We start from the raw sequence: 26,258 nt of genomic DNA, 5'->3' as shown, positions 1-26,258 counted from the left end.
AGTTTCAGAAATAGCAGCCTATGTGTACACTTTGTATAATGAAGGCAATCCAGTCGAAAGAAGGAGAGGTAACACTTGCCCATTCTAGATGTTCATAATTTATCAAAAATATATGAGGGTAAAGTGTCCACTCAGGCGCTGAATCATATCCGCTTTTCTGTAGAAAAGGGGGAGTTTGTTGGCATAATGGGTCCATCCGGGAGCGGGAAAACAACGCTGCTCAACACGATTGCCACCATCGACCAACCGACCTCCGGTCAGATTCTGATCAACGGCCGAGATCCTAATCTGCTTAGCAGAAAAGAAAAGGCGCTTTTTCGCCGTCATGAGCTAGGCTTCGTCTTTCAGCATTTTAATCTACTGGATACGCTCACTATAGAGGAAAACATCGTATTACCTTTGACGCTTGCAGGTGCTCGTGTCCCAGAGATGGAGAGCAGGCTGAAAGAGGTCACTACCTTGCTTGGCATCGAACATTTGCTGAAGAAGCGCACGTACGAGGTCTCAGGCGGACAAATGCAGCGGGCGGCTATCGCCCGGGCGATGATTCATCGTCCATCGTTAATTTTGGCGGATGAGCCCACAGGCAATCTGGACTCCAAAGCCTCAGGGGAAGTCATGAATATGTTGACAGAGGTGAATAAGGAAGAAGGAGCTACGGTACTGATGGTCACACATGACGCAGTGGCTGCAAGCTTTTGCAACCGGGTCATCTTTATTAAAGACGGACGTTTCTATAGTGAAATGTACAAGGGCAGTAATAGAGGCGCTTTCTTCCAAAGTATTATTGATATGCTGTCTCTGCTTGGGGGAACCAGCCATGACCTTTCGGCAATTCGCTTATAGGAATGTAACACGTAATAAACGCAAATATGCCGCTTATTTTGTCGTCAGTGCTTTTTCGGTGATGATCTTTTTCGTGTGCGCTTTGTTTATTTACCATCCGGATATTTCAAAGAGCTTAATTTATAGTACGGCGGCTCATACGATGATGGTGGCAGAGGCAATTATTTATGTCTTTTGTTCTTTGTTCGTACTCGTATCCGTTGGATCCTTCCTGCAGTCGCGCAAGATGGAGTTCGGAATTTTATTGATGCACGGAATGACGAAGAGACAGCTGAACACCATGGTTTTTCTGGAAAATATGATGATCGGCACCTCTGCCATCCTGACAGGTACCCTTCTCGGGTTACTTCTGGGCAAATTATTTTTGATGATCGGATCCACTTTTTTGGGAATTCCCCTGTTAACCTTTCATCTCCCATGGCAGGCACTTGTGCTTACGATCTGCAGCTTCGTGTTATTGTTTTTTCTGATATCGCTTTGCACCTTTGTTTTTATCGGCAATGAGTCACTGATGCGTCTGTTTCAGGGAGAGCGTAAGGCAGAAGAAGAACCCAAAGTATCCTTTGTATTATCTATTATTTCTGCTGTACTGCTGATCAGTGGTTATTATATGGCGGCTACTGCAAAAGCTGCTTCCGTAGAGAAAGTCATGTTTCCGGTCGTTGCGATTACGGTTATCGGGACGTATCTCTTTTATACCCAGCTAAGTATTTGTTTGGTTAAGCTGCTTAAGGACATTCGGCGCTTGTATTGGCATCGTACGAATATCATCACTTTATCCGGTTTGTCCTACCGCTGGAAAGAGAATGGCCGAATGTTTTTTATGGTGACGATTGTATCCGCAGTCTCCTTCACTTCCGTAGGGGTATTTGCATCGATACATACACTTTCCAGAGAGCTGAAATTGGATTATCCTGCAGCAGTGGGTTATGTAGCCAAAGGAAATCAGACGGGTGTACCCTTTGATCAGCATCTGAACGAAATTAAGGAAGAGCTCAAGACGCACGAACTCCCTTATGAGGCGCTTAGTATCCCGATTAAATATGCTGAGGTTGAAGCTCAGACTGGACCCGATCGCACTTTACGCCTTCCCTTGATTGCTTTCAGTGATTATAATTTCGCCCTGCAACGTGCAGGTTTCCCAACAGATGAGCGTGCTCTGGTGGGCAACGAAGGTCTGGTGATGATTGGTTCACAGCGGGATCGCAGTTTAACAGAAGGCAGAGTAAAAGCGGTCTATTCCTTGCAGCAAGGACTTGCCATTAAAGAAATAGGTTATACCGAGCAAGTTCCCATCGCCGAATATTTATTGCCGGAGCTGGATGGTAGAGATGGCGGGGATTTTAGTGGTGTCGTGATCAGTGATGAGCTCTACAGCGCTATTGATCCCGTGCAGACGGATCTTTATACAGGTTTTTATGTAGAGGATTTTCCACAGACGGTAGGTATCGCTGCTGATCTTGCCCATAAAGGCAAACAGTCCTATGAAAGTGATTCTCCGTATGCGATTGTGATCAGCGGCACGCTGTTTGAGCTTCAGAAAACATTGTATAACACAATGCTTTTTGCTTCCTTGCTGGTGGGTACTGTCTTTTTTATCGCGGCAGGCAGCTTTCTTTACTTCCGGTTATATACCGATCTTGATCATGATCGCAATCAATATTCCACTTTGTCCAAGATGGGACTTACGGATAAAGAACTCAATCGAATAGTTACGATTCAGCTGTCTTTGTTGTTTTTTGTGCCGGTCGGAATAGCTATTTTACACAGTGTGTTTGCCTTTATTGCGCTTCAACGGTTGTTCTACTTATCTATCGCAACGGAGACAGGCGCGGTGTTACTCGGATATTTGGCTGTTCAAGGACTATACTTCTTTTTTATTCGCAGCCGCTATTTACGCAACCTGAAGAAGAACTTGATATGAGAAATGGGGGTAACAAGATGCAAGCATGGATTACAGATTTTATGGAGCAGTTTGGTTACTTCGGTATTTTTCTGATGCTGGCCTTTGAAAATATATTTCCACCAATTCCTTCAGAAGTGATCCTGCCCTTTGGAGGATTTATGACGACTACGACGAGCTTGACGATCCCTGGTGTAATCATTGCTGCCACGGCTGGTTCACTACTGGGTGCAGTAATTCTCTATTATATTGGCCGATTATTGGATGTGAGCCGGTTAGAGAAACTGGTTGAACGCTGGGGTAGCCTAATTAGGGTCAGTAAAAAAGATATCCACAAGGCTGACGCCTGGTTTGATAAATATGGCTACTGGACTGTATTGTTTTGTCGGATGGTTCCGCTGGTCCGCAGTCTGATTTCGATTCCGGCGGGAATGTCGGGCATGAAATTTGGAGTATTTATGATCTTCACAACGATTGGCACATTGGGATGGAATTTGCTGCTTGTGCTTATTGGCGCGGTATTGGGCGAATCCTGGGAAGACATTGCCGTGTACATGGATGTGTACTCCAATGTAGTCTATGTACTAATTGCTGGCGGATTAGTTATTCTTGGGTTTCTGTACTTCCGCAAACGCAGCCGGAGAATGAACACTGAGGGCTAAGCGGGTAGTGGACTGATAATAGAAATGACTATTAAAAAGGAGGGAAACAAATGGAGCTATTAACGATTATTAAAGCCATTATTTTGGGGCTTGTTGAAGGTTTAACCGAATTTGCTCCAGTATCCTCCACGGGTCATATGATTATTGTTGATGATATGTGGCTGAAATCACAGGAGTTATTTGGACAATATACAGCAAATACCTTCAAAGTAGTTATTCAACTGGGTTCAATATTAGCGGTTGTTGTGATCTTTAGAAATCGGTTCATTGATTTGTTAGGCTTAAAGCGTTTCAGCCGTAAGCAGTTGGATCCTGTAACAGAGGAGCTACAGCAGTTGGAGCAGGGCGGGCATCTCAAGCTGACTCAGGTTCTGGTAGGGTTAGTGCCTGCAGGTGTGTTAGGTGTTCTGTTTAATGATTATATTGATGAGCATTTATTCTCTACCTCAACAGTGTTAATTGGTCTAGTGATTGGGGCTATATTAATGATTATTGCCGATCTGTTTGGGCCGAAGAAGATCAGAACTGAGAGTGTAGATCAGATTACATACAAACAGGCACTTGGTGTAGGTCTTGTACAGTGTTTTTCGTTATGGCCTGGATTTTCACGCTCGGGCTCGACGATTTCTGGTGGAGTACTCCTCGGGATGAGCCATCGTGCCGCTGCTGATTTTACGTTTATTATGGCAGTACCCATCATGGCAGGTGCCAGTCTGTTGTCACTGATGAAAAACTGGCAATATTTCACCATGGACGCGTTGCCGTTTTTTATTGCAGGCTTTATTAGTGCCTTCCTATTTGCGCTGTTATCGATGCGTTTCTTCTTAAAACTGATCAATCGTATCAAGCTCTTACCGTTTGCTATATACCGTATAATTCTTGCTGCTGTAGTATATTTCGTATTTTTCTAAGTCCGTTATAAGGAATCGATATAACAGAAGCCCCAGTAATCTATTGCAGATTGCTGGGGCTTTCACGTATGATGACATCAGATTAAGACACTCAAATGATGAATGATATCGGAGACAGGTGCTGACCGGAAAATAGTAATTCGGTAGGCTTAATAGGGAAATTCGGTTCGAAGCCGATGCGGTCCCGCCACTGTAACGGAAGAATCTCGAGCAACAGAGGTCACTGGCAATTTACTACTGCTGGGAAGACTGCTCAAGATGTTGACGCCGCTAGCCAGGAGACCTGCCTGTTTCAACAGCACTGCTTCACCTACGGAAGATAGGGAGGTGTTAGACGTTAACCATGGGTATATCATGGGCGTCTTTCCCTTTGACTTTTTTAGGGAAGGGCGCTCTTTTTTATAGGAAAGCAAGTAGCTTTGGAGTTTGAAATAAGAGATGGAAGAGGGAGTGTATCGAGATGACGAATAAAGTAAAAGTAAGTAATCTTGGATATCCGAGAATCGGAAAGAACCGCGAGTGGAAAAAGACACTGGAAGCCTACTGGCAGGGGAAAATAAATGAAGAGCAATTCCGCTCCGAAATGGCAGCAATTCAGCTGCAGCATTTGAAGACCCAGCAAGAGGCAGGAATTGAGCTTATTCCGGTGAATGATTTTACTTTTTATGACCATGTGTTGGATACGGCTGTTATGTTTGGAATTGTACCTCCACGGTACACGTATGATGGCGGCGACATCGGGCTTGATCTTTATTTTGCAATGGCCCGTGGTAATACTGAGGCTACTGCCTGTGAGATGACCAAATGGTTCAATACGAACTATCACTATATCGTTCCAGAGATCGGCACACAAACACCACGCCTGACTGAAAATAAACCTCTAGCGGCTTATCGTTTTGCTAAATCGCAGGCAGGGATTGAAGGTAAACCGGTACTTTTAGGTCTGTATACCTTCCTTAAGCTGTCCAAAGGTTACGCAGCGGCAGATATCGCCAAGATTGCTGCACGTTTTGTTCCAGTCTATGTTCAACTGCTACAGGAACTGAAGCAAGAAGGGGTAAGCTGGGTACAAATCGATGAGCCAGCGATTGTTACAGGCATAAGTAAAGAAGAATTAACACTGCTTAACTCGATATACACAGAAATTGCCGGCTCCGTGCCGGGCTTGAATATTATTTTACAGACGTATTTCGAAGCTGCTGAACCGTTGGAGGCACTGCTAGAGTTGCCTGTTCAAGGCTTGGGTCTTGACTTTGTGCACGATGGTGGAGCGAATCTGGCTTCTATCGAACGTCTTGGCTGGCCGAAGGACAAATGGCTGGGTGCCGGAATTATTGATGGACGGAACATCTGGCGTTCCGATTTAGACGCTAAGCTGCAACTGGTAGAAAAGCTCAGCGTTCATGTGCCGCTTGATCGTCTTATTCTTCAGCCTTCTTGCAGTCTGCTGCATGTCCCAGTCACCGTTCAAGGTGAGGTGAAGCAGAAGGCGACAGTTAAGAATGCGTTAGCTTTTGCCGATGAGAAGCTTGCAGAGCTTAGTTTGCTCGGAGCAGCCCTCGCAGATAAAGGAGAAGCTTCTAAAGCAGCGCTGGCCGCTAGTCGTGAAGCTATTGCAGCATTCCGCGCACTACCTGAGCGTGGCCGTAAGGATGTGGCGGAGCAAGTGCTTGCACTTGCAGCTTTGCCGGACCAACGCAGTTTGCCTTTTGCTGAACGCTTAAAGGTGCAGCAAGAGAAATGGCAGCTTCCACTTCTGCCAACCACTACAATTGGTAGCTTCCCGCAGACAGTAGAAGTGCGTCAGGCGAGATTGAAATGGCGTAAAGGGGTCTGGAATCAGGAGCGTTATGATGGATTTGTTCGTGAGCAGATCGCGGATGCAATTACCTTCCAAGAAAAGCTAGGTCTGGATGTTCTGGTCCACGGTGAGTTCGAGCGTACAGATATGGTGGAGTTTTTCGGAGAAAAGCTGGATGGATACTTGTTTACTAGTAATGGCTGGGTTCAATCCTACGGTTCCCGTTGCGTTAAGCCACCGGTGATCTACGCGGATGTTGCATTTATACAGCCTATGACTGTTAAAGAAAGTGTCTATGCACAATCGTTGACGAAGCTTCCGGTTAAAGGAATGTTGACGGGTCCTGTAACTATCCTCAATTGGTCATTTGTACGTGATGATCTCAGCCGGGAAGAGGTAGCCAATCAAATTGCTCTTGCCCTTCGCCATGAAGTAAAAGCGTTGGAAGATGCAGGCATCGAAATGATTCAAGTGGATGAGCCGGCTATACGTGAAGGACTTCCGCTTAAGGCAGAAGACCGTGAGCATTACCTGAACTGGGCAGTGAAGTCGTTCCGCGTTGCTACGAACCATGTGAAGGCTACGACACAAATTCATACGCATATGTGCTATAGCGAATTCAATGACATGATCGATTCCATATCGGCTATGGATGCTGATGTAATCTCCATTGAGACTTCACGTAGCCATGGGGAGCTGATTATCAGCTTTGAGGAGCAGGCCTATGATAAAGGAATCGGTCTTGGAGTGTATGACATCCATAGCCCGCGGGTTCCGGCTGTAGAAGAAATGACGGCGAATATCGATCGTGCGCTGCGGGTGCTGGACCCTGAACAGTTCTGGATTAATCCGGATTGCGGTCTGAAAACACGTGGCTGGCAGGAGACAGAGGATGCACTACGTAACATGGTAAGCGCTGCTGCTATTGCGAGGGAAAAGTCAGGGGTTATTGCATCAAAATAGACATAAATAAATTAGAGCCAGGGTAATTTACCCTGGCTTTTTAGTTCACTTATTTTTTTATAATCAGCTACTTGATAATAATTCTCAATCTTGTTAGAATGAAAAAGAAAAAGAAGGAACCGTGGAGGGTCCCTTCAGGCATTTACTTATTTACTTTCGAAAGTTTTGCAATCTGTTTCTTCTGCGCGTTTTGGTTCTTGGGAGCTGTGGAAAGCTACGAAGATCGATTCAGCGCTGCATTTGTTCTCTTCTGCCCAGTGGGTGCAGGAGTTAACTTCACAAACTACGTCTTTTGCCATGAGGGTTCACCTCCCCTTATAGTAATTGATAGTATCATTCAATGAACGGCTCTGTTCAGCAAGGTGGAGCTTGTCTCAACAAAGCCGTGTCACGCCCTCATTCATTATGAATAGAGGGTATTTGGCTTTTTTTACTAGGTTAGACGTGGTAATTGTACCAAATAATGAGTTTGTAAGCAAATAAGTTCTTTAACTTTCGGGTCACCTTCCCACATCAAAAATATGTCCAATAAGAGCCGCAGAAATGCGGCTTTTTGTGTATTCAACAAGAAAAACCAAAAGAAATTTACCGAAATTCCATATTCCAGTGCAACCTTCCAAGTTTTGGGGCGTTATAGAAATGAGAGACGGAAGAGATCTGTACAGAACATGACATTCCGTAACGTTACAATGCTAGGGATAACCACTACACTTTTGGAGGAATGAGAATGCGCAAATGGGGTCTGCATTACTTATGTTTATTAATTCTTGCGGTGGTATTGGCAGGTTGTGGCTCGGGTGATAACAATTCGGCGGCAGACAAATTAGCTGGTGACGGCGGAAATACGAGTAATTCTGCTGCAGCAACCACTGAGCAATCTTCGAAAGCTACATTAGCGGATAAGAGCACCTCAGCAGAAGCTGAGACAGCAGCGGGAGGCAACGAAGCCCCAGTTGAAAAAGGTTTGACATCAGAGAACACGGATCAAGGGAACGCGGGATTCACGGGCAGTGATGTCGTGGAAGGATTGAACAAGAAGCTAATCTATCATGCCAATCTGACTATGGAAGTAGAAGATTACGGTAAAGCTCAGACTGAAATCCGCAACATGGTAACGATGGCTAAAGGATATATTATAGAGTTTAACGAAAACATGTCGCAATATGAGCAAGGAGGGACGTTTATCCTTAAGGTGCCTGCCTCCGGGTTCTCTCCTTTTCTGAATAATTTGGAAAAAGTAAAACACGAATCGCTACAACGCAGTATTCAAGGTCAGGATGTCTCGGAGGAGTATGTTGATCTGGAGTCGCGTCTAAAGGCAAAGCAGTTAATGGAAGCTCAATACACAGAGTTTATGAAAAAAGCAACGAAATCAAGTGATCTGGTCGCCTTTGCAAACGAGCTTGGTTCGATTCAAGAAACGATTGAGCAGATCAAAGGCAGAATGCGATATATAGATCAGAACGTATCTTTTTCAACGGTAGAGCTTAGAGTGTACCAGACGGATGAGAGCTTAGCCGTGAAGGAAAAGGCAGAGCAAGGTCCATTGCTAGAACGGGCATCGGATGCTTTAAAAGGAAGCCTGAACGCACTATCTGTTATGTTTCAGTGGATTTTTGTAATTCTTGCAGGTGCATTGCCGATTCTAATCGGTGCGGGCATTATTTTAGTCATCGTTTGGTTTGCCCGCAAAAATATCCGTGCACGACGGGAGCAGCAGACCCAGCGGATACGGCAGGAAAATCGGGAACTGAACAAGGCGGTACTCCCTGGACCAGCAGAGCCAAAGGTGACAACCTCAATAAAGGATAAGAAAGCTAACGAGGACGAGAATAAAGAATAAGCTCCTATGAATTAAAAAGCCTCCAATTCATGGTATACCGTGAATTGGAGGCTTTTCTTTTCTGTAAGACAGTACAGTATTTCGCTTTTATCGAAGATTAGGCAGGCTGGAAGATTACACGATACTCGCCATAGCCCTCTTTCTCCAGATCCTCTTTTGGTATAAAGCGCAGTGCCGCTGAATTAATGCAGTAGCGCAGGCCGTTTTCCCCTGGACCATCGTCGAAGACATGACCTAGATGGGAATCTGCTACTTTGCTGCGCACTTCTGTGCGAACCATCAAATGGCTGAGGTCCGTCTTTTCCTTCACGGCGTAATCGCGAATCGGACGTGTAAAGCTGGGCCAGCCACAACCGGAATCGTATTTATCCTGCGAACTGAATAATGCTTCACCAGATACGATATCTACATAAATGCCTTCTCCGTGGTGATCCCAAAAATCATTTCGGAAAGGTGACTCTGTAGCGCTATTCTGAGTGACTTCATATTGAAGTGGCGTCAGACGTTCTTTCAAGCTTAGTTTGTCTTCTTTATGTGTCCAGTGGGTTTCGATAAAATCCTCTCGTCCGGAACCCTTACGGTAACGTTTGTAGTGGCCCGGGTTCTTACGATGGTAGCCCTGATGATATTCTTCGGCAGGATAGAAGGTTGCTGCCGGGAGGATCGGGGTAACAATCGGGCTAGCGAATCGGCCGCTTTCTTGCAAAGCTGCCTTGGAAGCCTCTGCTTGTTGCTTCTGCTCTTCAGAATGGGTGAAGATAGCCGTTCCGTAAGAGGTGCCGCGATCATGGAATTGTCCACCCGCGTCGGTTGGGTCAATTTGCTGCCAGAATAACTCAAGCAGCTTGCTATAAGGGAAAATTTCTGGATTGAACGTAATTTGTACGGCTTCAACATGTCCTGTAGTTTCGGAGCATACCTCTTCATAGGTAGGATTCACTGTATGCCCGCCAGTATAGCCGGAGACGACACTAATAATGCCTGGCAATTCCTCGAACGGCGAGACCATGCACCAGAAGCATCCACCTGCAAAGGTTGCTTTTTCCGCCTTGGAATTTATATGGTTAGTCTGATGTTCACTCATTAATATCCCTCCATTCATGTAATGCAATTAAATAGATCACAATCTAATTATAAAGCAAATAACCACAGCCTGCCAGCTTCCGCCAAATAAGCTCTCTGTTACCTAGTGTTTTTTACTTCCTGTGAACTGTAACGAAAGCTTAGTCCGGCTATAATAAGCACAATGGCATAAACAATAATGGCTATAATCGCATTACCTGGGTTCTGGAACAGTTGATCCCCAAGGAAGGCATACAAGGCGATGCCTGGGATTTTTCCAATAGCTGAGGCAGCAAGATAACCCCAGAAGGGCAGTCCGGCTGCTCCGGCATAGATGTTAACTGCTGTCTGCGGGATAATCGGCAAGAGACGTGCTAAGACAATAGAAGCAAAGGGCCGCCGTTCTATGCCTTTTGTGAATTTTTCGAGTAGGGGAATAGAAGTCAGATAAGCTCTCGCTTGATCTTGAAATAAGAATTTCACTACGCCAAAAAGGAATGCGGCAGCAAGGGTTGTAGCTACCCAGCAAATTAAAGCACCTGCCAAACTTCCGTATGCATAACCAAAAAATCCGATGACCGCTTTGTACGGTACAACTGGAAAGAGAGCCAGTAAAGTTGCGATCCCTATAGAGCTGAAAAGATTATGATCCTCTTTCATCCAGCTAAGGATGTCATATCTGTAGATAAACGCAAGGATTGTGCCCGAAACATAAAGAATAATCGAGAACCATTTTCTCATAGCTAATATACCCTTTCTTCCACTCATTCATCTCATCATACGGGATAAAAAGTAAATATTGAAGTGAAGATCATTGTCGGCGAACGCCAAGCAGGTATAATAGCATTTATAGAGAACAAAGAGAGAGATAAATTCTTGAATTATAAAGAGGGGAGTTAAATCAGTGATCGTTTCTGCACGCAAAAGAGTCGCCATCATCGGGATTGGCAATATCGCCCGCAAAGTATATTTGCCACTGCTCTCTCAGCATGGACAAGTTGAGGTAGTGGGGGTTCTCAGTTACTCATCCACAACAGTAGAGCAAGCTGTTAAAGCCTACCGTTTTCCTAAAAGTACGACAAATTTGGACGAGCTGTTGTCTTGGGATCTGGATGCAGTATTTGTGCATAGCCCAACGACGACCCATTATGATATAGTAACAAAATGTCTCGAGCATGGGATTTCGGTGTATGTAGATAAGCCGCTGTCCTATGATCTGGAAGAATCCAGAAGGATGGCAGAGCTGGCAGAAAATAAAGGGCTGCTACTAGGCGTGGGCTTTAATCGGCGTTTTGCCCCAATGTATGTCACTGCCAAGAGTTGGCTCGAGGAAGCCGGAGGCATTAGCCATTGCCACGCGATTAAACATCGCACGAAGCTGCAGTTAGGCAGCAGCCGTGAGACTGTGCATGACGACTTGATTCATATGCTTGATCTGCTGTTATGGTTATGTGGAGATCAGTATGAGCTGCTTCGCAGTAATCTTCAATCCAATGGAGAGGGGCGACTTGTGCAGGCATCTGGAATGCTGGGTTGGGAGCAAGGCTCAGTGGGGATGTATAGCATGCTTCGTGAGGCGGGTGTTGATTTGGAGAAGCTGGAGCTGCACGGTAATGGACGTTCGGTGGAAGTGGCAGATCTGGACCAAGCCATCCTATATGAAAAAAATGCTTTGCCACGGACCCAGAGCTTTGGAAGCTGGGATACGGTGCTGGATAGAAGAGGTTTTGGTGGAGTGGTAGATCATTTCCTGAACAATATAAATACACCAGAGTTATGCAGTATTGCTGCTTCAGCAGTTCTGCCTAGTCATAGATTGGCAGCTCAGCTTGCTGAATGAGGTCTCTAAGAAAGGAGTAAAATATGGAAGACAACCGTAAATTAGTGGAGGAACAAATCATCGAAAGCTATAAGCGTGAGGAAGAGATGATGATCCTTGTATTCGCCCAGTGGTGCGTGAATCAAGGGCTCGACCCGCACAGTTTATATTTACAGGCTTATCCACAGCAAGAAGGGAATGAAGCCTTGCGAAAAGCGCTTGCCCTAACGGTTTCTGCGGAGGAAGCAGGGGATATTTCTGATGACACAGTTCTGGGCGTACTCTCCTTATTCGGAAATGATGACTTGGCGCAAATCGTGACAGAAGCGATCTCTAAAAGGGAATCTAAAGCACATACAGGGGATTGACAACGAGGATATAATGATAATGTCAGATGAACTTTTTTTAGTAAACGATGTTCATCAGGGATAAAATGTGTTAATATTATATATACTAACTAATAGTAAGTTTCGCTAGTGAGAGGTGAGAACAATGGAAGAACATCAAATTTCGATGTGTCCCAGATTTGAGACAGCCTTCTCTTTCTTAGGCAAACGTTGGAATGGACTTATTATTCAGACATTGATGAGTGGACCGAAGCGGTTTAAAGATATTTCCGGCCTCATTCCTTCAATGAGCGATAAGATGCTGTCCGAGCGGATGAAGGATTTGGAAGGTGAGGGTATTCTGGTTAGACATGTATACCCGGAAACACCTGTGCGTATTGAATATGAACTAACAGACAAAGGCCGTGCGCTGGAGCCTGTTATGCAGCAGATTCAGTCTTGGGCTGAGAGCTGGGTAGAGTAGAAATCAAAGTCGTGTTGTGGCCCTTTTTCCTGAAGAACGGAGGAGGGCTTTTCAATTTTTAAATAAAAACCTTGCACAGATCGAAAAAATCTGTAATATAATAGAAAAAACGTTGTATGTTCCTTGCGTGGAAACGCTTGCAATATTGGTTTTTGCTCAAATCTACTCAGCTGGAGTACAGGCATAGCAAAACTATTAGGAGGCGAGGGAGATGAAGACCACCCTGTTTTCCCGGGAAATAACGTATGGAAAAAAGGATGTTGCTGAGCTGGAGAACGCTTCGATCAAAGTACAGCTCATCTATGACAAGACGTTGTTCATGCTGCATAGCCATCTTCCAGATTCCTTATGGGATGCGTGGATTGGCGTGCCTTACAGCATTATCTCTTCACTCTACAAAGGCAACAATGATAGCGGGACTATTTTTCAAAAATGGATTCAAAGTCCTTCTGGCTGGAAATGTATCGGCTGTGAACGGCATTGCCTGGAGTCGACGGAACCTCTTCAAGAAGTGAATGTGGCGAGTAATCAACGACAATATAAGTTCCATAATGGCATTCGCCAAAGCATGGTGCTACAAGCCCTAATTTGGTCCATGTACGAGAATACCGTATTATTCAAACCCTTTTTAGGGGATGAGCCCTTTTTTGATGAAGATGATTTGCATACGATATCCTCTTATTTCGTGCCAACTTACCTTAATGATCTACGTCTTCTGGAGCAGTCTAAGCCTTGTAAAGAGTACAAAGATCAGAATATACAGATTTATCAGGAATGGATATCCGCCCCTGACCTTGTCCTCAAATGGAACGGAGGCCTAACAGAAGGCAGATGGATGACTGGTGTTTATATGGATCACTCCCGCTTTGCTGGCTTAGGACCTTATTTGAAGGACGCAAAGGGGAAGCGAACGTATATGCAGGCTTATGTTCAATAGAAGATACAGATTTTAGTGTCAGGTCGATTGTGGAGATTTATCTCCATGATTGACCTGTTTTTGTTATCTGCTATTTTCAGGGCAGTAATTAGAATTAAAAAATTAAAAGAAAGGATTTAAAGTAAAATAATGGGAAGTTAAGCCGATATATAGGTTAGATATGCGCTCCTTTTACTTAAGTATTTAAAGATAAAATAGTACATAAAGATCTGGAATGATGAGTCGAAGAGTGTAGCACATTGGATGGTCTAAGTGTAAGAACTGGAGGTCATGAATGGCAAACTTCATATTGGGAGAGGGCATTCCTTTTTGGCAAATGGGGAGTCTGTTCAAGCGGCAGGAAAGCTAAAACTTAATAATCAGGGACAGGTCCGAAGCATATCTAACTTATCCGGTCACTATACTCCTTCAATTGAGCAAGCAAAATTATTCTCACAAGTTCTTGAGCAAATAGGGGTGAAAACTAAAAATGCATGGCTTGAAATATACACCATAGAAACAACTCCTTCAGGTTACGTTAATACAAATGAACTTGTTAAGATTTCTAGTATTCAGATAAAGTAGGTGATGAACGTGGAAGAGATAAAACAGATGAATAAAGATATTTTTAAAGGGAATTTATTAAAAACTATTGAGGAAATATCAAGAAAGAAAGGATTGATTTTTACCAATTGTAAATTTGTTATAGAGCCTGTGAAAGAAAAAGACAAGCCGCTAAACGGTGCAGATGATATGATGAGGCTAAACATTTTAAGTGAAGAAAACATTGGGAATAAGCAATTAACACTGGATAAAACTATAAATATACTTTGTGGATTAGAACCATTAGTACCAATATGGATAGATGTAATCTTCATTGAAATGAATGAAGACACGGCTATTTATAAGTTGCGGTGTAGTTTAAGGTTTAGAAAGCCGACTTTATTAAGAAATGCAGAAACTGGACACGCTCCTTTTAAGGCTGTAACAGAAGAAACTTTTTAAGTATTGCTCAAGTTTCTTCTTTTGGTGGGGCTACCCAGTGCCTAAGTAATCTATTATTCAGCCAATAACACATATAATACCTGTATAAAATTTCGTCATTTCGTTTGTACATACAATAATGCTTGGTAATTTTAACCTAAAGTACGCTAAAGCGTTATGTAAACAGGTTGATTGTGGTCAGAGATCACCATAATTGACCTTTTTCGTTCAACAAAGAGATACAATTTTCGTGAGTACAATCACAAGTCAAAACTCCTTTCAGGGTTAAGGTGAACAGGTGGAAAAGATTTTTTCAGAACCTGATCACATATCCTGAGGAGGAACTATTATGGAAACTAAACAACCTAATGATAGAATTTCGGATTTACAGCATAAGCAATCGGTGCAACCTGGATTTACTCCAGATGCCCTGGTAAAAGATATAGTGCTGCAATTCCCAAAAGCTGCGGATTATTTCAAGTCCAAACGGATTGATTTCTGCTGTGGAGGCGCCAAACCTCTTGCTGAAGCAGCGGTAGAGCGTGGACTAGATCAAGAGATGATCATTAGTGATCTCAACAAGCTGTTCGAGGAATATCCGGTACCTCAAGAAGAACTCGCATGGAATACAGCACCTTCTGCAGAGTTAATCGAGCATATCGTGAGTAAACATCACCATTACCTGCGGGAAGAGCTGCCCCTGATTAGCCAAAATGTAACTAAGGTATACCGGGTTCATGGCGGAGATTCCCCTCATTTAGAAGAGTTATATAGTTTGTTTAATGCACTCAAGGAAGATCTGCTTCAGCATACAGCTAAAGAAGAGGAAGACGAGTTTCCAAAATTATTAGCGTATGATGCCAATCCAAGTGAAGAAGGGCTGACCATACTTCGCGAGGCATTAATTGAACTCGAGAGTGAACATGACACAGCAGGCGATATATTGAGACAAATACGCAAAATAACAGCTGATTTCACCCCACCGGCTCATGCTTGTACAACCTATCGTTTGACTTATGCCCGGCTAGAGGAGCTGGAGAGCATGACTTTTGAACATGTTCATCTGGAGAATAATATATTGTTCCCTAGATTCCAGTAGAAAAAATGAGTTTTCATAGAGTCCCTTAGGGGACTTTTTTTATATTTGAGAACAAAGCTTATTTACGTTATTCTTAAATAGACAGTATGCATAACTTACTACAAGCCTGAGACGCTGTGTGGTCATTAGGCGGGACAAGGCGGTGTCACTATGCCCACGAAATATATGTGGAGGTTGTTACTAGGATTAGTCATCGTATTCATAATAGGTGGGTGTTCCACTCTTGCTGACATTAATAATGAAGGGAATAATGGCTTAGCAGGATCAGACGGGCCTACGCTTTCGCTTATCGTTGCGGGAAATGACTTGCTTACCAACCCTTTGGACAAGCAGCTTAGCGAGAGCTACAGAAAAGGGATAACGATCTTTGACCTACTGAAAGGTAGTGGGAAGGCCACCTTTTCTGAGGATAACACAAGCATTCTAACGGTAAATAATATTTCACTCGGTCCAGGAATGAATTGGGAGCTGCAAATGGATGGAGAGACCATTGGATCTGAGGATTGGGGGCGAACAGTCGGGCATGAATCAAAATTAGTAATTACGGCGATGTCTAAGGAACAAGAGGAACCCCTTCAAATTGTGTTGTTGACCGTGAATGGTGGAAGTGAGCAAGTGAATTTGAATCATTCATATGTTATGGGATTTACTGAAGATTTAACAGTGAGAGGTTTGTTGAAGAACAGCAGTGTGGTGCAGTTGACCGAAGACAACAAAAAGGTGTTATCCATTGGTGATTATACTCCTCTTAGCAATGAAGTTTGGAAGATGAAGGTGAATGGGAAGCAGCTGCTTGAGAATGGAATGGACATGAAGCTTAGAGTGCAGGATGAATTGGAGATTTTATTGGCTATACGTTAAAAAAAAGTACATAAATGCCAGATCTACGGTTGCTCAGAATCCGTGATCTGGCTTTTTTAATTGGAAGTTATAACCTAATAAAGTTGTCTTATTTTTATGTGAAAACATTCACATTTAATGTGACTGTAATCACAATCTCTCTTAAATTTTGAAATGTATAATTCCATTATGTAGAAGAGAAGTTGAAGCAAAGTTCAACAAGAACGGATAAGACTGAGGAGGCACCTAACCATGGCAGCGAAGAGAGAAAAATTAGTATTAGTCGGCAACGGTATGGCAGGCATAGGTACGCTAGAGCAGATATTGAAGCTAGGTGGAGCTTATGACATTACGGTCTTTGGAAGCGAACCTCATCCCAATTATAATCGGATCATGTTGTCCTATGTTCTCGAAGGCAGCAAAACCATCAACGATATCATCCTAAACGACTGGAATTGGTATGAAGATAACAACATTACCTTGCATACAGCAACAACAGTTACACGAATTGACGAGCATTCCAAGCAAGTAATTGCGGATAACGGCATGGCTGTTTCTTACGATAAAGTGATTATTGCAACGGGTTCGAATTCATTTATTTTACCTGTACCTGGTTGTGATAAGGAAGGCGTAGTGGGTTTCCGGGATATTGCAGATTGTGATGCGATGCTGGCTGCGGCTAAACGATACAACAAAGCGGCGGTAATCGGCGGGGGTTTACTTGGATTGGAAGCGGCAAAGGGTCTTGTGAACCTTGGCATGGACGTTACTGTAGTACATCTGATGGAAGATCTAATGGAGCGCCAGCTGGATCGTAATGCCTCTTCTATGTTGCAAGCTGAGCTAGAGCGTCAAGGCGTGAAATTTGCCATGGGCAAACAAACAGTAGAATTGACCGGGGAACAGAGAGTAAGTGGATTACAATTTAGTGATGGCACTTCACTTGCGGCTGATTTTGTAGTTATGGCTGTAGGCATCAAACCGAATATAACTGTGGCAAAAGAAAGCGGAATTGCTGTTAATCGTGGGATTGTAGTGGACGATTATCTGCAGACCTCTATGCAAAATGTATATTCCATTGGCGAATGTGCCGAACATCGCGGAGTTTGTTACGGATTAGTAGCGCCGCTCTTTGAGCAGGGGATGGTTCTAGCTAAACATCTCTGCGGAAGCGACACAAACCCATATGAAGGTTCTGTTGTCTCCACCAAATTAAAAATTTCCGGAGTGGATGTATTTTCTGCAGGTGAGTTTATGGATTCTCCTGAACATACTGTAATCTCAAGCAAAGATGAATGGAAGCGAACCTATAAGAAAATTCTGCTCAAAGACAATGTCATTGTTGGTGCAGTCCTATTCGGGGATGTGACAGAGTCGGCTAACCTGCAAAAGTTAGTAAAACAAGGCGCTGTAATGACCGATGAAATTTATACAGAGGTTATGGGGACGGGCTGCTGCGGAAGTGGATCCAAAAAGAGCACGTCCGTAGAAGCGATGGCGGACGAAGAAATCGTTTGTGGCTGTAACGGGGTTACGAAAAAAGCGATTGTGGATGCGGTCATAGAAAATGGTTTTACTACTGTGGACGAAATAAAAGCATGTACAGGAGCGACGCGCTCTTGCGGAGGTTGTAAACCGGTTGTAGAACAAATTTTACAATTTGTCCTGGGTGATAGTTTTGAGCAGTCTGCCAAGCAAGGAATTTGTAGCTGCACAACGCTTAGCCGGGATGAGATTGTTGCTGAGATTACAGCTAAAGGTCTTAGTACTACTAAAGAGGTTATGCATGTACTGGGTTGGAAACAAGAGGAAGGCTGCTCTAAATGCCGTCCGGCGATTAACTATTATCTGGGGATGATAAATCCGGATACACATCAAGACGAGAAGGAATCACGCTTTGTTAATGAACGTATGGGAGCCAATATTCAGAAAGACGGAACCTATACCGTTATTCCACGCATGTACGGCGGGGTAACGACACCGGAGGATTTGAAGAAAATCGCCGATGTCTCCCTTAAATATGATGTAAAAGTTGTGAAGGTGACGGGTGGGCAACGCCTGGATCTAATCGGGGTGAAAAAAGAGGATCTGCCGAAAGTATGGGAAGAGCTCGATATGCCATCAGGTTATGGTTATGCCAAGTCGCTACGTACCGTTAAGACTTGTGTGGGTTCACAGTTCTGCCGTTTCGGCACACAGGATTCGCTGGGAATGGGCGCGCTCATAGAACGTAAGTATGAACGTCTTGATTTTCCTGCCAAGTTTAAAATAGCTGTCAACGGCTGCCCGCGTAACTGTGCGGAATCCTGTACGAAGGATATTGGCATCGTCGGTAATGATGGCGGTTGGGAAGTGTTTATCGGTGGTAACGGTGGGATCAAGCCACGGATCGCTGACTCCTTCTGCAAAATAAAGACCGATGAAGAGTTGATCGAAGTGTGCTCCGCTGTGATGCAATATTACCGTGAGACCGGCAATTATTTGGAGAGAACCTCCGAGTGGGTTGAGCGTATGGGACTTGAGCAGATTCAAATGGTCATTTTGAATAATGAAGATAACCGCAAAGAGCTGGCCGCACGGATTGACTTTGCTCTGACTCAGGTTACGGATCCTTGGAAAAAAATGCTCAATGACAGCAGCACTCGTACTGCGCTTTTTGAAGAAACAAGAGTCTAACGGATATAACACACACAGAAGGGGAGAGACCAATGAATAAGACCACACAAACGTATGCAATAGGATCAGTACAGGATTTCCTGCTGCAAATTGGCCGCGTAGTGATTGCTGGAAATATTGAACTGGCTGTGTTCCGTGCCTCTGACGGAGCCATCTATGCAGTAGAGAATCGCAGTCCTCATCCTAAGGGGGGACCGCTTGCTGAAGGGATCGTGTCAGGTCACTATCTGTACGATCCACTGTACGATTGGAAAATCGATCTGCGCACGGGTGAGGTGCAGGCACCAGACCAAGGTAGTGTGGTGACTTATCCAGTCACACTGGACGGAGAGAAAGTTACAGTGAGCGTGTAGACACCGAAGCTTGTAGTAATAGATTTAATAGAAAACGGTGGGGTGGAGTATTATGTTTACGCAAAGTGTGGAGAGCATCGTAGAGACGGCAGTCAGTAAGCGGGACAAAATGAATGAAAGCATACCAAGATATTTTCTAGCAGCCCTATTGGCAGGTGCTTATGTAGGTATTGGGATTATCCTTATTTTCTCCCTAGGAGCACCGCTAGCGGCTGCCAAATCTCCTTTCCAACCGCTTATTATGGGCACATCCTTCGGCATCGCCCTGACGCTTGTAGTATTTGCAGGCTCAGAGCTGTTTACCGGGAATAATATGTTTTTTACTGTAAGTACACTGGCAGGCAGAACCAGTATCTGGGATACCGTTAAGAACTGGATTCTTGTATTCATCGGGAATGTGGTAGGTGCAGTGATTTTAGCACTTTTAATTCGTGGGACTGGGTTGTTCAGTGCTGCGCCGCCGGAGCATTTGATTTTTACAGCCGCTGCTAAAAAAATGAGTCTCCCGTTCTCCGAGCTGTTTTTTCGTGGAATCCTGTGTAACTGGCTGGTCTGTTTAGCGCTATGGATGTCCTCACGCGCTAAAAGTGAATCTGCTAAGCTAATTTTAATCTGGTGGTGTCTGTTCGCCTTTATCGCAAGCGGATATGAGCATAGTGTGGCTAATATGACTCTGCTTAGTGTTGCTGTGTTGCTTCCAAATCATCCGGAAACCATTACGATAGCTGGATGGCTGCATAATATGATCCCTGTAACTTTGGGGAATATCATTGGTGGAGGCGTATTCGTCGGTATGGCCTATTGGGTGATCTCACCAGTGCGTGGTGCTCGCAACAACCGTTAAGATCCATTTTTAATTAACTATATTAGAGCTGAACCGATCTTGGGTTTAGCTCTTTTTTTGTTGAATATAAAAAAAAGACACCTGCATTAGGCGCCTTGGACCACTCTATTTTATATTATGCAGAATAATTGGGTCATGTATGTTTCATTGAGGTGAATAGAGGGTATATTATAACGGAATTAGATCCGGCAGATTTCGTTCGGACACAATTCGCAGTGGCAAATTTCTTGCAGCATGCCAAGGTCCTTGATGACAATCATACCGTTCTCATACTCAACAGCATCTTTTTTACGCAGGTCGCTCAGCATCCGGTTAACACTTTCACGAGTGGCACCGATCATGTTGGACAAATCTGTATGCGTAATTTTTTTGTTGATAAGGATATTCTCACCATCGCTGCTCTTCTCACCGTAGGTGTTGCCAAGACGAATGAGCGTGGAGCAGAGTGCACCTGGTTTGCCGTACATCATTAGATCACGGAATTTAGTTTGGGTGAGACGGTGATGAATACCCATCCATTTCATAAAGTCGATAGCAAAGTCACAATGTTGGCAGATGAGAATTTCTAGATCCTTTTGTTCGATGACGCCAACTTCACTTTCTTCAATCACTTCGGCTGTAAAGCTATGCTTAGTGCTGAAGAATGGATCTGCTTGACCTACCATATCACCAGCTTGATACATATAAAGAATGAGTTCTTTACCTTCATCAGTAGATTTAGTTAATTTCACACGTCCACGTTTGATATAAAACAATTTATCCGAGTAGTCGCCTTCCCAGAATAGATGTGAACCCTCTGGAACTATGCGCTCTTTCATTGTAACTAGAAGTCTGTTGAAATTCTGTTCGGAGAAACAGTTTGTATTTCCGTGGGCTTCGATAACATTGTAATGTTCTTTTAGCATAATCGACATCCCCTTTATTCCCTCAGTTTTTCAGTAAATTTTAAATTAATTATACCTTGAAAATCCCTCGAATTGGTTATAAAAAATCGTTTAAAAGTGTCGAATTTTCAACATTGTGATAAATTTCACTTCTAAAGTGTTCGATGTAATATTCTTTTTAACTAAAAAAGAGTAAGTGATCTCACGTTTATGATATATGAACAGCGGCTATCCATTATTCTCAAATACTGGGTTAATCGCTGTTTTTTTGCGTCCCCGTTAGATTGTAACATATAACACAGTTGAAATTCATGTTCAAGAAATTAGTTTTATCTCAACTCCGTATAAATGCACACATCTTCATTACGGTCGGACATTGGCTCTACTGCTATGCAGCGATATCCTGAAATTGGAGCAAAAATCAGGAGAAGGAGAAATCATAAATGGCTAAAGTAGCAGACAAATATCTTAAGGTTGATCCGTGGGCAATTATTGAAGAGGGCTTTGATCCAGAGCGAAACCGGACTTCGGAATCTATTTTTTCATTGGGTAATGAATATATGGGTGTACGGGGATATGCAGAGGAAGGGTATTCAGGTGACACCCTGCAAGGAAGTTATTTTAATGGATTAAATGAACAATTGGATATTGGCAATCACTACAAAGGGATTATTCGCTCGCTGAGATATATGGTGAATGCGGTGGACTGGCTGTATACACGTCTATCTGTAGATGGTGAACAGCTTGATTTAGCAAAAAGTAACGTAACGGATTATGTGCGTAGGTTGGATCTTCGTAAGGGTACGTATCGGAGAGAGCTAGTCTGGCATCTAAACGATGGCAAGTCGCTAAAAGTAGTCTTTACACGTCTGGTCAGCATGACTATGTCTCATTTGGGGTTGCAGCGGGTGGAATTTGAACCCCTTAATTTCTCGGGGAGCGTGGACATTTGTGCAGGTCTTGATTTCGGCATTATTCATGAAGAACGCGGCGAATGTATGTGGAACAGTCTCCGCAGCGGAGTAAGTGGAGCGTCCTCTGCTATTATGGCGAGTACCGTGAATACTGGGAACAAGCTGTTCTCAAGCTTTACCTTACAATCCTCGCAGCCGTTGCAGCTTACTGCTGTCGAGAGTGATAAGTTTGTTGGTCAAAATTTCACCCTGGACCTTACGAAAGGAGAAGTCTCCTATTTTACCAAACTGGTTATGAACTATTCGGATAGTGATTCTGCCCATACAGCTGAAGAGCTGTGGAGCAAAGGTCTGTCTCTTGCTGAAACAGCAAGCCAATTGACGGATACTCAAATAATCGCTGATCAGACAGCTTATTGGAAGGGCATCTGGGAGACAAGTGATATCCGAATTGAGGGCGATCCTGAGAATCAACAGGGTATTCGTTTCTGTATCTTCCAGCTTTATCAGACCTATCATGGCGATCATCCCGGTTTTAATATTGGTGCCAAAGGGCTGACGGGGGAAGTATATCGTGGGTTGGCTTTTTGGGATACAGAATCCTATTGCTTACCGTTCTATATGTTCAATAATCCAAAAGCTGCCCGGAGCTTATTGGAATTCAGATATAAAACATTGCCACAGGCTATGCAGCGCGCTAAAGAAGTGGATTGTGAGGGAGCCTGCTATCCTATTGCTACTATAGATGGAACAGAAAGCTGTGATCTCTGGCAGCACTCTAATCTTCAGCTTCATGTAGGGACTGCTGTTTCTTATGGCATTTGGCATTATGTCAAAAATACCGGTGATAAAAGCTTCCTGCATAGTAAAGGGGCTGAGATGCTGATTCAGATCAGCAGATTCTATGCTACACGTGGTCAATGGGGGCAACGCAGCGGGGAATATGGTTATTTTGGCGTAATGGGTCCTGATGAGTTCCAATTGATGGTCAATAACAACTGTTACATTAATCTGATGGCTCAACAATCTTTTGAATACACCCTAGAGACTCTTCGGGAGATGAAAGAACAGGCTCCTGCTGCTTTTGCAGCTGTGGTAGAAAAAACTGGACTCCATGACGAGGAACTCACCGATTGGGAAAATAAGGCGCAGCATATGCGGATTCCGGTTGACGAAGTGACAGGAGTTTATGAAGAGCATGATGGGTTCTTCGATATGCCACATATTGATATTCATTCGATTCCGGTAACAGAATTCCCATTATATTCGAACTGGTCATATGATCGTTTGTATCGCTATGACATGATTAAGCAGCCGGATGTACTTATGTTTATGTTCTTGTACAGCGGACAATTCTCTAAAGAAGCGAAGCTGGCGAACTACGAATACTACGAGCCTAGATGTATTCATGAGTCTTCGCTGTCACCTTCGATCCACTCCATTTTGGCAAGTGAAATCGGCAAACCCGAGGAAGCATATTCGTTTTTTGAATTCGCTACTCGACTGGATTTAGACAACTATAACCGCAATACCCGTGAAGGGCTGCATACTACCTCAATTGCTGCTGCTTGGATGAATATTGTTTACGGCTTTGGCGGAATGCGATCGGATGGAGCGCGTCTGTCCTTTCAGCCAACCCTGCCAGAACGCTGGGATGAATATAGCTTCCAATTGTTGTATGAAGGAGTGCTTCTGAGAATTGTGGTCGACAAAAATTCAGTAACAATCACTGCGGTTAATGGTGGAAGTACCGAAATTATAGTGTACGGACAGTCGATTACAGTGGATGCTTCCGGAAAGACGCTTCCACTAGGTGAAGGGATGCTGGCAGGATGAACTGGATCGTAAAGGATAGTTGTTTTGATAAACAGCTTGTGACGACGAACGGTAACAAATATATGTTAGGCAACGGCTACATGGGATATCGCGGCACACTGGAGGAATTCAGTAAAACCGAGCTAGCAGCTGTCACCCTCGCAGGTCTATATGACAGAGCAGGAGACAAATGGAGAGAACCCGTTAATGCCCCTAATGGATTGTTGACCAAAATTTTCTGTAATGATCAGCTCTTAAGTGTGCTTGACCGTGAACCGGTCGCTCATACTCAGGAGCTAAATATCCGAAATGCCATTCATCATCGGAGCACTGAATTTGCTGTATCTGACGGAGGGACGTTGACGTTTACCGCAGATCGATTCGTAAGCCAGGATAATCTTCACTTGCTCGTTAGTAAATACTCTATTCGCAGCACACAAGACTGCCGAGTAGCCATTGAGACGGGAATTGACGTAGATGTGTGGGATATCAATGGACCTCATCTCTACGGACAAACGGTGCAATTGAAGGACGAGGTGCTGATCTCTTCATCGGTTAGCGGAGAATTGAAGATTCCGGTGGTTGTGGCGGAGAGGGCGGTATTCAGTTTTGGTGAGGAGCTACTGGAAGATGGGGCTGCTGTTCGCCGGATTTCTTTTGATGCCCGTGCGGGTGAGACGTATGAATGGTTTAAGTATGTAGCAGTCTATACTGGACTTGATGCTGATCAGCCGGAGACGGAAGCTGTTAAATCTGTCCATGCTGCTGAGGCGCTGGGTTATGAGGCGTTATTTAAGTCTCACCGTCTGATATGGGATGAGAGATGGTCACACAGTGATGTAATCATCGAAGGTGATGAAGCTGCCCAATTTGCCTTGAGATATAGTATCTATCAGCTGTTAATCATTGCGCCTACAGTTTCGGAGAAGGTGTCTATTCCAGCCCGGGGATTATCGGGTCAGGTATATAAGGGAGCTGTATTTTGGGATACGGAAATGTTTATGTTGCCGTTTTTCCTGCACAGTGATCCTAAGGTAGCGCGGAACTTGATGATGTACCGGATTCATACATTGGATGGTGCTCGCCGTAAGGCAGCGGAATATGGATTTTTGGGCGCATTTTATGCTTGGGAAAGTCAGGATACGGGAGACGATGCCTGTACTTTGTTTAATGTGAATGATGTATTTACAGGCCGGCCGATGCGCACCTATTTCCGCGATAAGCAGGTTCATATCAGTGGTGACGTTGTGCATGGGATCTGGAAATATGTTCAATTCACAGGCGATGAAAGTCTGCTTACTAGTGGAGGAGCAGAGGTCATTTGGGAATGCGCTCGCTTTTTCTACTCTTACGCTTACTATAATTCGGTTAAACAGCGGTTTGAGATTCTGGATGTTACAGGTCCGGATGAATATCATGAGCGTGTGAACAATAATGCTTTTACGAATGCACTGGTTAAAGAGACGCTTGAGATTGCCTTGCGTACGGCAGCTTTGCTGCAAGAGAAGTATCCTGAGGACTACAGTCAATTGTCCGCTCAGTTTAGCTCAGGGCCATTCCTGAAGGAGTTCAAAACGATGCTGGATAGCTTTTATGTTCCACAGCCTGATCCTGCCAGTCTTGTTATTGAACAATTCGACCGGTACCTCACCTTGGAGGATGTAGAACTAACAGAACTGAAATCACGTGTGCTTAATAAAAATGAGTATTTTGGCGGCGGCAATGGCTTAGCTACCACCACAACCATACTTAAACAAGCAGATGTTGTGTTGATGCTGAATTTGTTCAAGCACTCCTTTAGCAAGGAAGTGAAACAAGCGAACTGGGAATTTTACGAACCGCGTACGGAACACGGATCAAGCTTAAGCCCTTGTATCTACGCTTTGGTAGCTGCTGATATTGGTTCACCGGATTGGGGCTATCCGTATTTTATGCGTACGGCTACCGTCGATCTCACCGGCGAATCTAAGCAATATGTAGGGGATCTCTACATCGGAGGGACTCATCCGGCTGCGAATGGTGGTGCTTGGATGGCGGCGGTTCTTGGCTTCGCTGGGTTGGACTACGATGGAGGGGTTGTGCACATCAATCCATCTCTGCCGCAACATTGGCAGTCCGTTCAGCTTCCGGTTACCCTGCGCGGCGACACCATCCAACTGCGGATCAGTAAGGATGAAGTCACTGTGATCACAGCTGCTGATTACAGTGGAGACTTGGTATTCTCGGTGCAAGGCGGAGAAGGCAAGTCCTGCTCTGCAGGTGAGATCCTTCGACTGGCCTTTGACGAAACGGGATTATAAATATTAATACACA

The 26,258-nt window shown here is 44.2% G+C and carries 23 protein-coding genes and 1 riboswitch; of the genes, 19 read left to right on the top strand and 4 right to left on the bottom strand.

The window, feature by feature from the left end:
• Positions 1 to 75 precede the first annotated feature (75 nt).
• The 5 genes from MHI15_RS05125 (at position 76) to metE (ending at position 7,086) form a co-directional block, all read left to right on the top strand.
• The gene (locus MHI15_RS05125) at positions 76 to 846 is read left to right on the top strand and encodes an ABC transporter ATP-binding protein (RefSeq protein ID WP_076304673.1); all 771 of its coding nucleotides are present in this window, start codon (positions 76 to 78) and stop codon (positions 844 to 846) included.
• Positions 821 to 2,770, top strand: coding sequence for an FtsX-like permease family protein (locus MHI15_RS05120; RefSeq protein ID WP_076304674.1), 1,950 nt, complete (start codon positions 821 to 823; stop codon positions 2,768 to 2,770). Before MHI15_RS05125 ends, MHI15_RS05120 begins: the two co-directional genes overlap by 26 nt.
• 17 nt (positions 2,771 to 2,787) lie before the next feature.
• Positions 2,788 to 3,411, top strand: coding sequence for a DedA family protein (locus MHI15_RS05115; protein ID WP_076281532.1), 624 nt, complete (start codon positions 2,788 to 2,790; stop codon positions 3,409 to 3,411).
• 50 nt (positions 3,412 to 3,461) lie between these two features.
• Positions 3,462 to 4,322, top strand: coding sequence for an undecaprenyl-diphosphate phosphatase (locus MHI15_RS05110; protein WP_341164176.1), 861 nt, complete (start codon positions 3,462 to 3,464; stop codon positions 4,320 to 4,322).
• Positions 4,323 to 4,421: 99 nt separating this feature from the next.
• Positions 4,422 to 4,627, top strand: a riboswitch (cobalamin riboswitch).
• A 155-nt stretch (positions 4,628 to 4,782) separates the two neighbouring features.
• On the top strand, positions 4,783 to 7,086 hold the full coding sequence (gene metE, locus MHI15_RS05105; RefSeq protein ID WP_076130698.1) for a 5-methyltetrahydropteroyltriglutamate--homocysteine S-methyltransferase: 2,304 nt from the start codon (positions 4,783 to 4,785) through the stop codon (positions 7,084 to 7,086).
• Between the two features lie 146 nt (positions 7,087 to 7,232).
• On the opposite strand, the gene MHI15_RS05100 is transcribed toward metE, so the two are convergent.
• Positions 7,233 to 7,385 carry a DUF1540 domain-containing protein gene (locus tag MHI15_RS05100; protein WP_076098619.1) on the bottom strand — a complete coding sequence of 51 codons (153 nt, stop codon included), beginning with the start codon at positions 7,383 to 7,385 and terminating at the stop codon, positions 7,233 to 7,235.
• Positions 7,386 to 7,813: 428 nt separating this feature from the next.
• On the opposite strand from MHI15_RS05100, the gene MHI15_RS05095 reads away from it, so the two are divergent.
• A complete protein-coding gene (locus tag MHI15_RS05095) occupies positions 7,814 to 8,929 on the top strand; it encodes a DUF4349 domain-containing protein (RefSeq protein ID WP_175620038.1) in 1,116 nt (371 codons plus the stop codon).
• A 97-nt stretch (positions 8,930 to 9,026) separates the two neighbouring features.
• Here MHI15_RS05095 and msrA read toward each other — a convergent pair whose 3' ends face one another.
• On the bottom strand, positions 9,027 to 10,013 hold the full coding sequence (msrA, locus tag MHI15_RS05090) for a peptide-methionine (S)-S-oxide reductase MsrA (protein WP_076280505.1): 987 nt from the start codon (positions 10,011 to 10,013) through the stop codon (positions 9,027 to 9,029).
• 98 nt (positions 10,014 to 10,111) lie between these two features.
• On the bottom strand, positions 10,112 to 10,732 hold the full coding sequence (locus tag MHI15_RS05085) for a TVP38/TMEM64 family protein (protein ID WP_076193058.1): 621 nt from the start codon (positions 10,730 to 10,732) through the stop codon (positions 10,112 to 10,114).
• 163 nt (positions 10,733 to 10,895) lie between these two features.
• Between MHI15_RS05085 and MHI15_RS05080 the strand changes: the two genes are divergently transcribed.
• The 11 genes from MHI15_RS05080 to MHI15_RS05030 all read left to right on the top strand — a co-directional run bounded on the left by MHI15_RS05080 (position 10,896) and on the right by MHI15_RS05030 (position 20,332).
• A complete protein-coding gene (locus MHI15_RS05080; RefSeq protein ID WP_076280504.1) occupies positions 10,896 to 11,831 on the top strand; it encodes a Gfo/Idh/MocA family protein in 936 nt (311 codons plus the stop codon).
• Between the two features lie 23 nt (positions 11,832 to 11,854).
• Positions 11,855 to 12,178 (top strand): hypothetical protein, encoded by a 324-nt coding sequence (locus tag MHI15_RS05075; protein WP_076184188.1) that lies wholly within the window; start codon positions 11,855 to 11,857, stop codon positions 12,176 to 12,178.
• A gap of 124 nt (positions 12,179 to 12,302) precedes the next feature.
• The gene (locus MHI15_RS05070) at positions 12,303 to 12,620 is read left to right on the top strand and encodes a winged helix-turn-helix transcriptional regulator (protein WP_036682958.1); all 318 of its coding nucleotides are present in this window, start codon (positions 12,303 to 12,305) and stop codon (positions 12,618 to 12,620) included.
• Positions 12,621 to 12,831: 211 nt separating this feature from the next.
• Entirely contained in the window at positions 12,832 to 13,557 is a 726-nt protein-coding gene (locus MHI15_RS05065; protein ID WP_076130692.1) for a hypothetical protein, read from the top strand.
• A gap of 270 nt (positions 13,558 to 13,827) precedes the next feature.
• The gene (locus MHI15_RS05060) at positions 13,828 to 14,121 is read left to right on the top strand and encodes a hypothetical protein (RefSeq protein WP_076218895.1); all 294 of its coding nucleotides are present in this window, start codon (positions 13,828 to 13,830) and stop codon (positions 14,119 to 14,121) included.
• A gap of 27 nt (positions 14,122 to 14,148) precedes the next feature.
• Positions 14,149 to 14,541 carry a hypothetical protein gene (locus tag MHI15_RS05055; protein ID WP_341164175.1) on the top strand — a complete coding sequence of 131 codons (393 nt, stop codon included), beginning with the start codon at positions 14,149 to 14,151 and terminating at the stop codon, positions 14,539 to 14,541.
• A gap of 382 nt (positions 14,542 to 14,923) precedes the next feature.
• Positions 14,924 to 15,619: an iron-sulfur cluster repair di-iron protein gene (gene ric, locus MHI15_RS05050; protein ID WP_076218902.1), complete on the top strand. Its 696-nt coding sequence runs from the start codon at positions 14,924 to 14,926 to the stop codon at positions 15,617 to 15,619.
• A gap of 150 nt (positions 15,620 to 15,769) precedes the next feature.
• On the top strand, positions 15,770 to 16,480 hold the full coding sequence (locus MHI15_RS05045; protein ID WP_076310104.1) for a hypothetical protein: 711 nt from the start codon (positions 15,770 to 15,772) through the stop codon (positions 16,478 to 16,480).
• A gap of 231 nt (positions 16,481 to 16,711) precedes the next feature.
• A complete protein-coding gene (nirB, locus tag MHI15_RS05040; RefSeq protein ID WP_312150459.1) occupies positions 16,712 to 19,135 on the top strand; it encodes a nitrite reductase large subunit NirB in 2,424 nt (807 codons plus the stop codon).
• Positions 19,136 to 19,167: 32 nt separating this feature from the next.
• Complete coding sequence (gene nirD, locus MHI15_RS05035; protein WP_076193069.1) at positions 19,168 to 19,488, top strand: nitrite reductase small subunit NirD; 321 nt, start codon at positions 19,168 to 19,170, stop codon at positions 19,486 to 19,488.
• Positions 19,489 to 19,540: 52 nt separating this feature from the next.
• Positions 19,541 to 20,332, top strand: a complete 792-nt coding sequence (locus MHI15_RS05030; RefSeq protein ID WP_076280502.1) for a formate/nitrite transporter family protein — start codon at positions 19,541 to 19,543, stop codon at positions 20,330 to 20,332.
• 179 nt (positions 20,333 to 20,511) lie between these two features.
• Here the strand turns inward: MHI15_RS05030 and MHI15_RS05025 are convergent, their stop codons facing one another.
• Positions 20,512 to 21,237, bottom strand: coding sequence for a Crp/Fnr family transcriptional regulator (locus MHI15_RS05025; RefSeq protein ID WP_036682945.1), 726 nt, complete (start codon positions 21,235 to 21,237; stop codon positions 20,512 to 20,514).
• Between the two features lie 422 nt (positions 21,238 to 21,659).
• On the opposite strand from MHI15_RS05025, the gene MHI15_RS05020 reads away from it, so the two are divergent.
• Both MHI15_RS05020 and MHI15_RS05015 read left to right on the top strand, forming a co-directional pair.
• Positions 21,660 to 23,966, top strand: a complete 2,307-nt coding sequence (locus MHI15_RS05020) for a glycoside hydrolase family 65 protein (protein ID WP_341164174.1) — start codon at positions 21,660 to 21,662, stop codon at positions 23,964 to 23,966.
• Positions 23,963 to 26,245, top strand: a complete 2,283-nt coding sequence (locus tag MHI15_RS05015; RefSeq protein WP_076130681.1) for a glycosyl hydrolase family 65 protein — start codon at positions 23,963 to 23,965, stop codon at positions 26,243 to 26,245. Before MHI15_RS05020 ends, MHI15_RS05015 begins: the two co-directional genes overlap by 4 nt.
• Positions 26,246 to 26,258 lie beyond the last annotated feature (13 nt).

This window comes from Paenibacillus sp. FSL H7-0918, assembly GCF_038007025.1.
GTDB classification, from domain to species: Bacteria; Bacillota; Bacilli; order Paenibacillales; family Paenibacillaceae; genus Paenibacillus_AQ; species Paenibacillus_AQ odorifer.
Note: the sequence above shows the minus strand (reverse complement) of the source record. Positions and strands in the feature narration are given on the sequence as shown.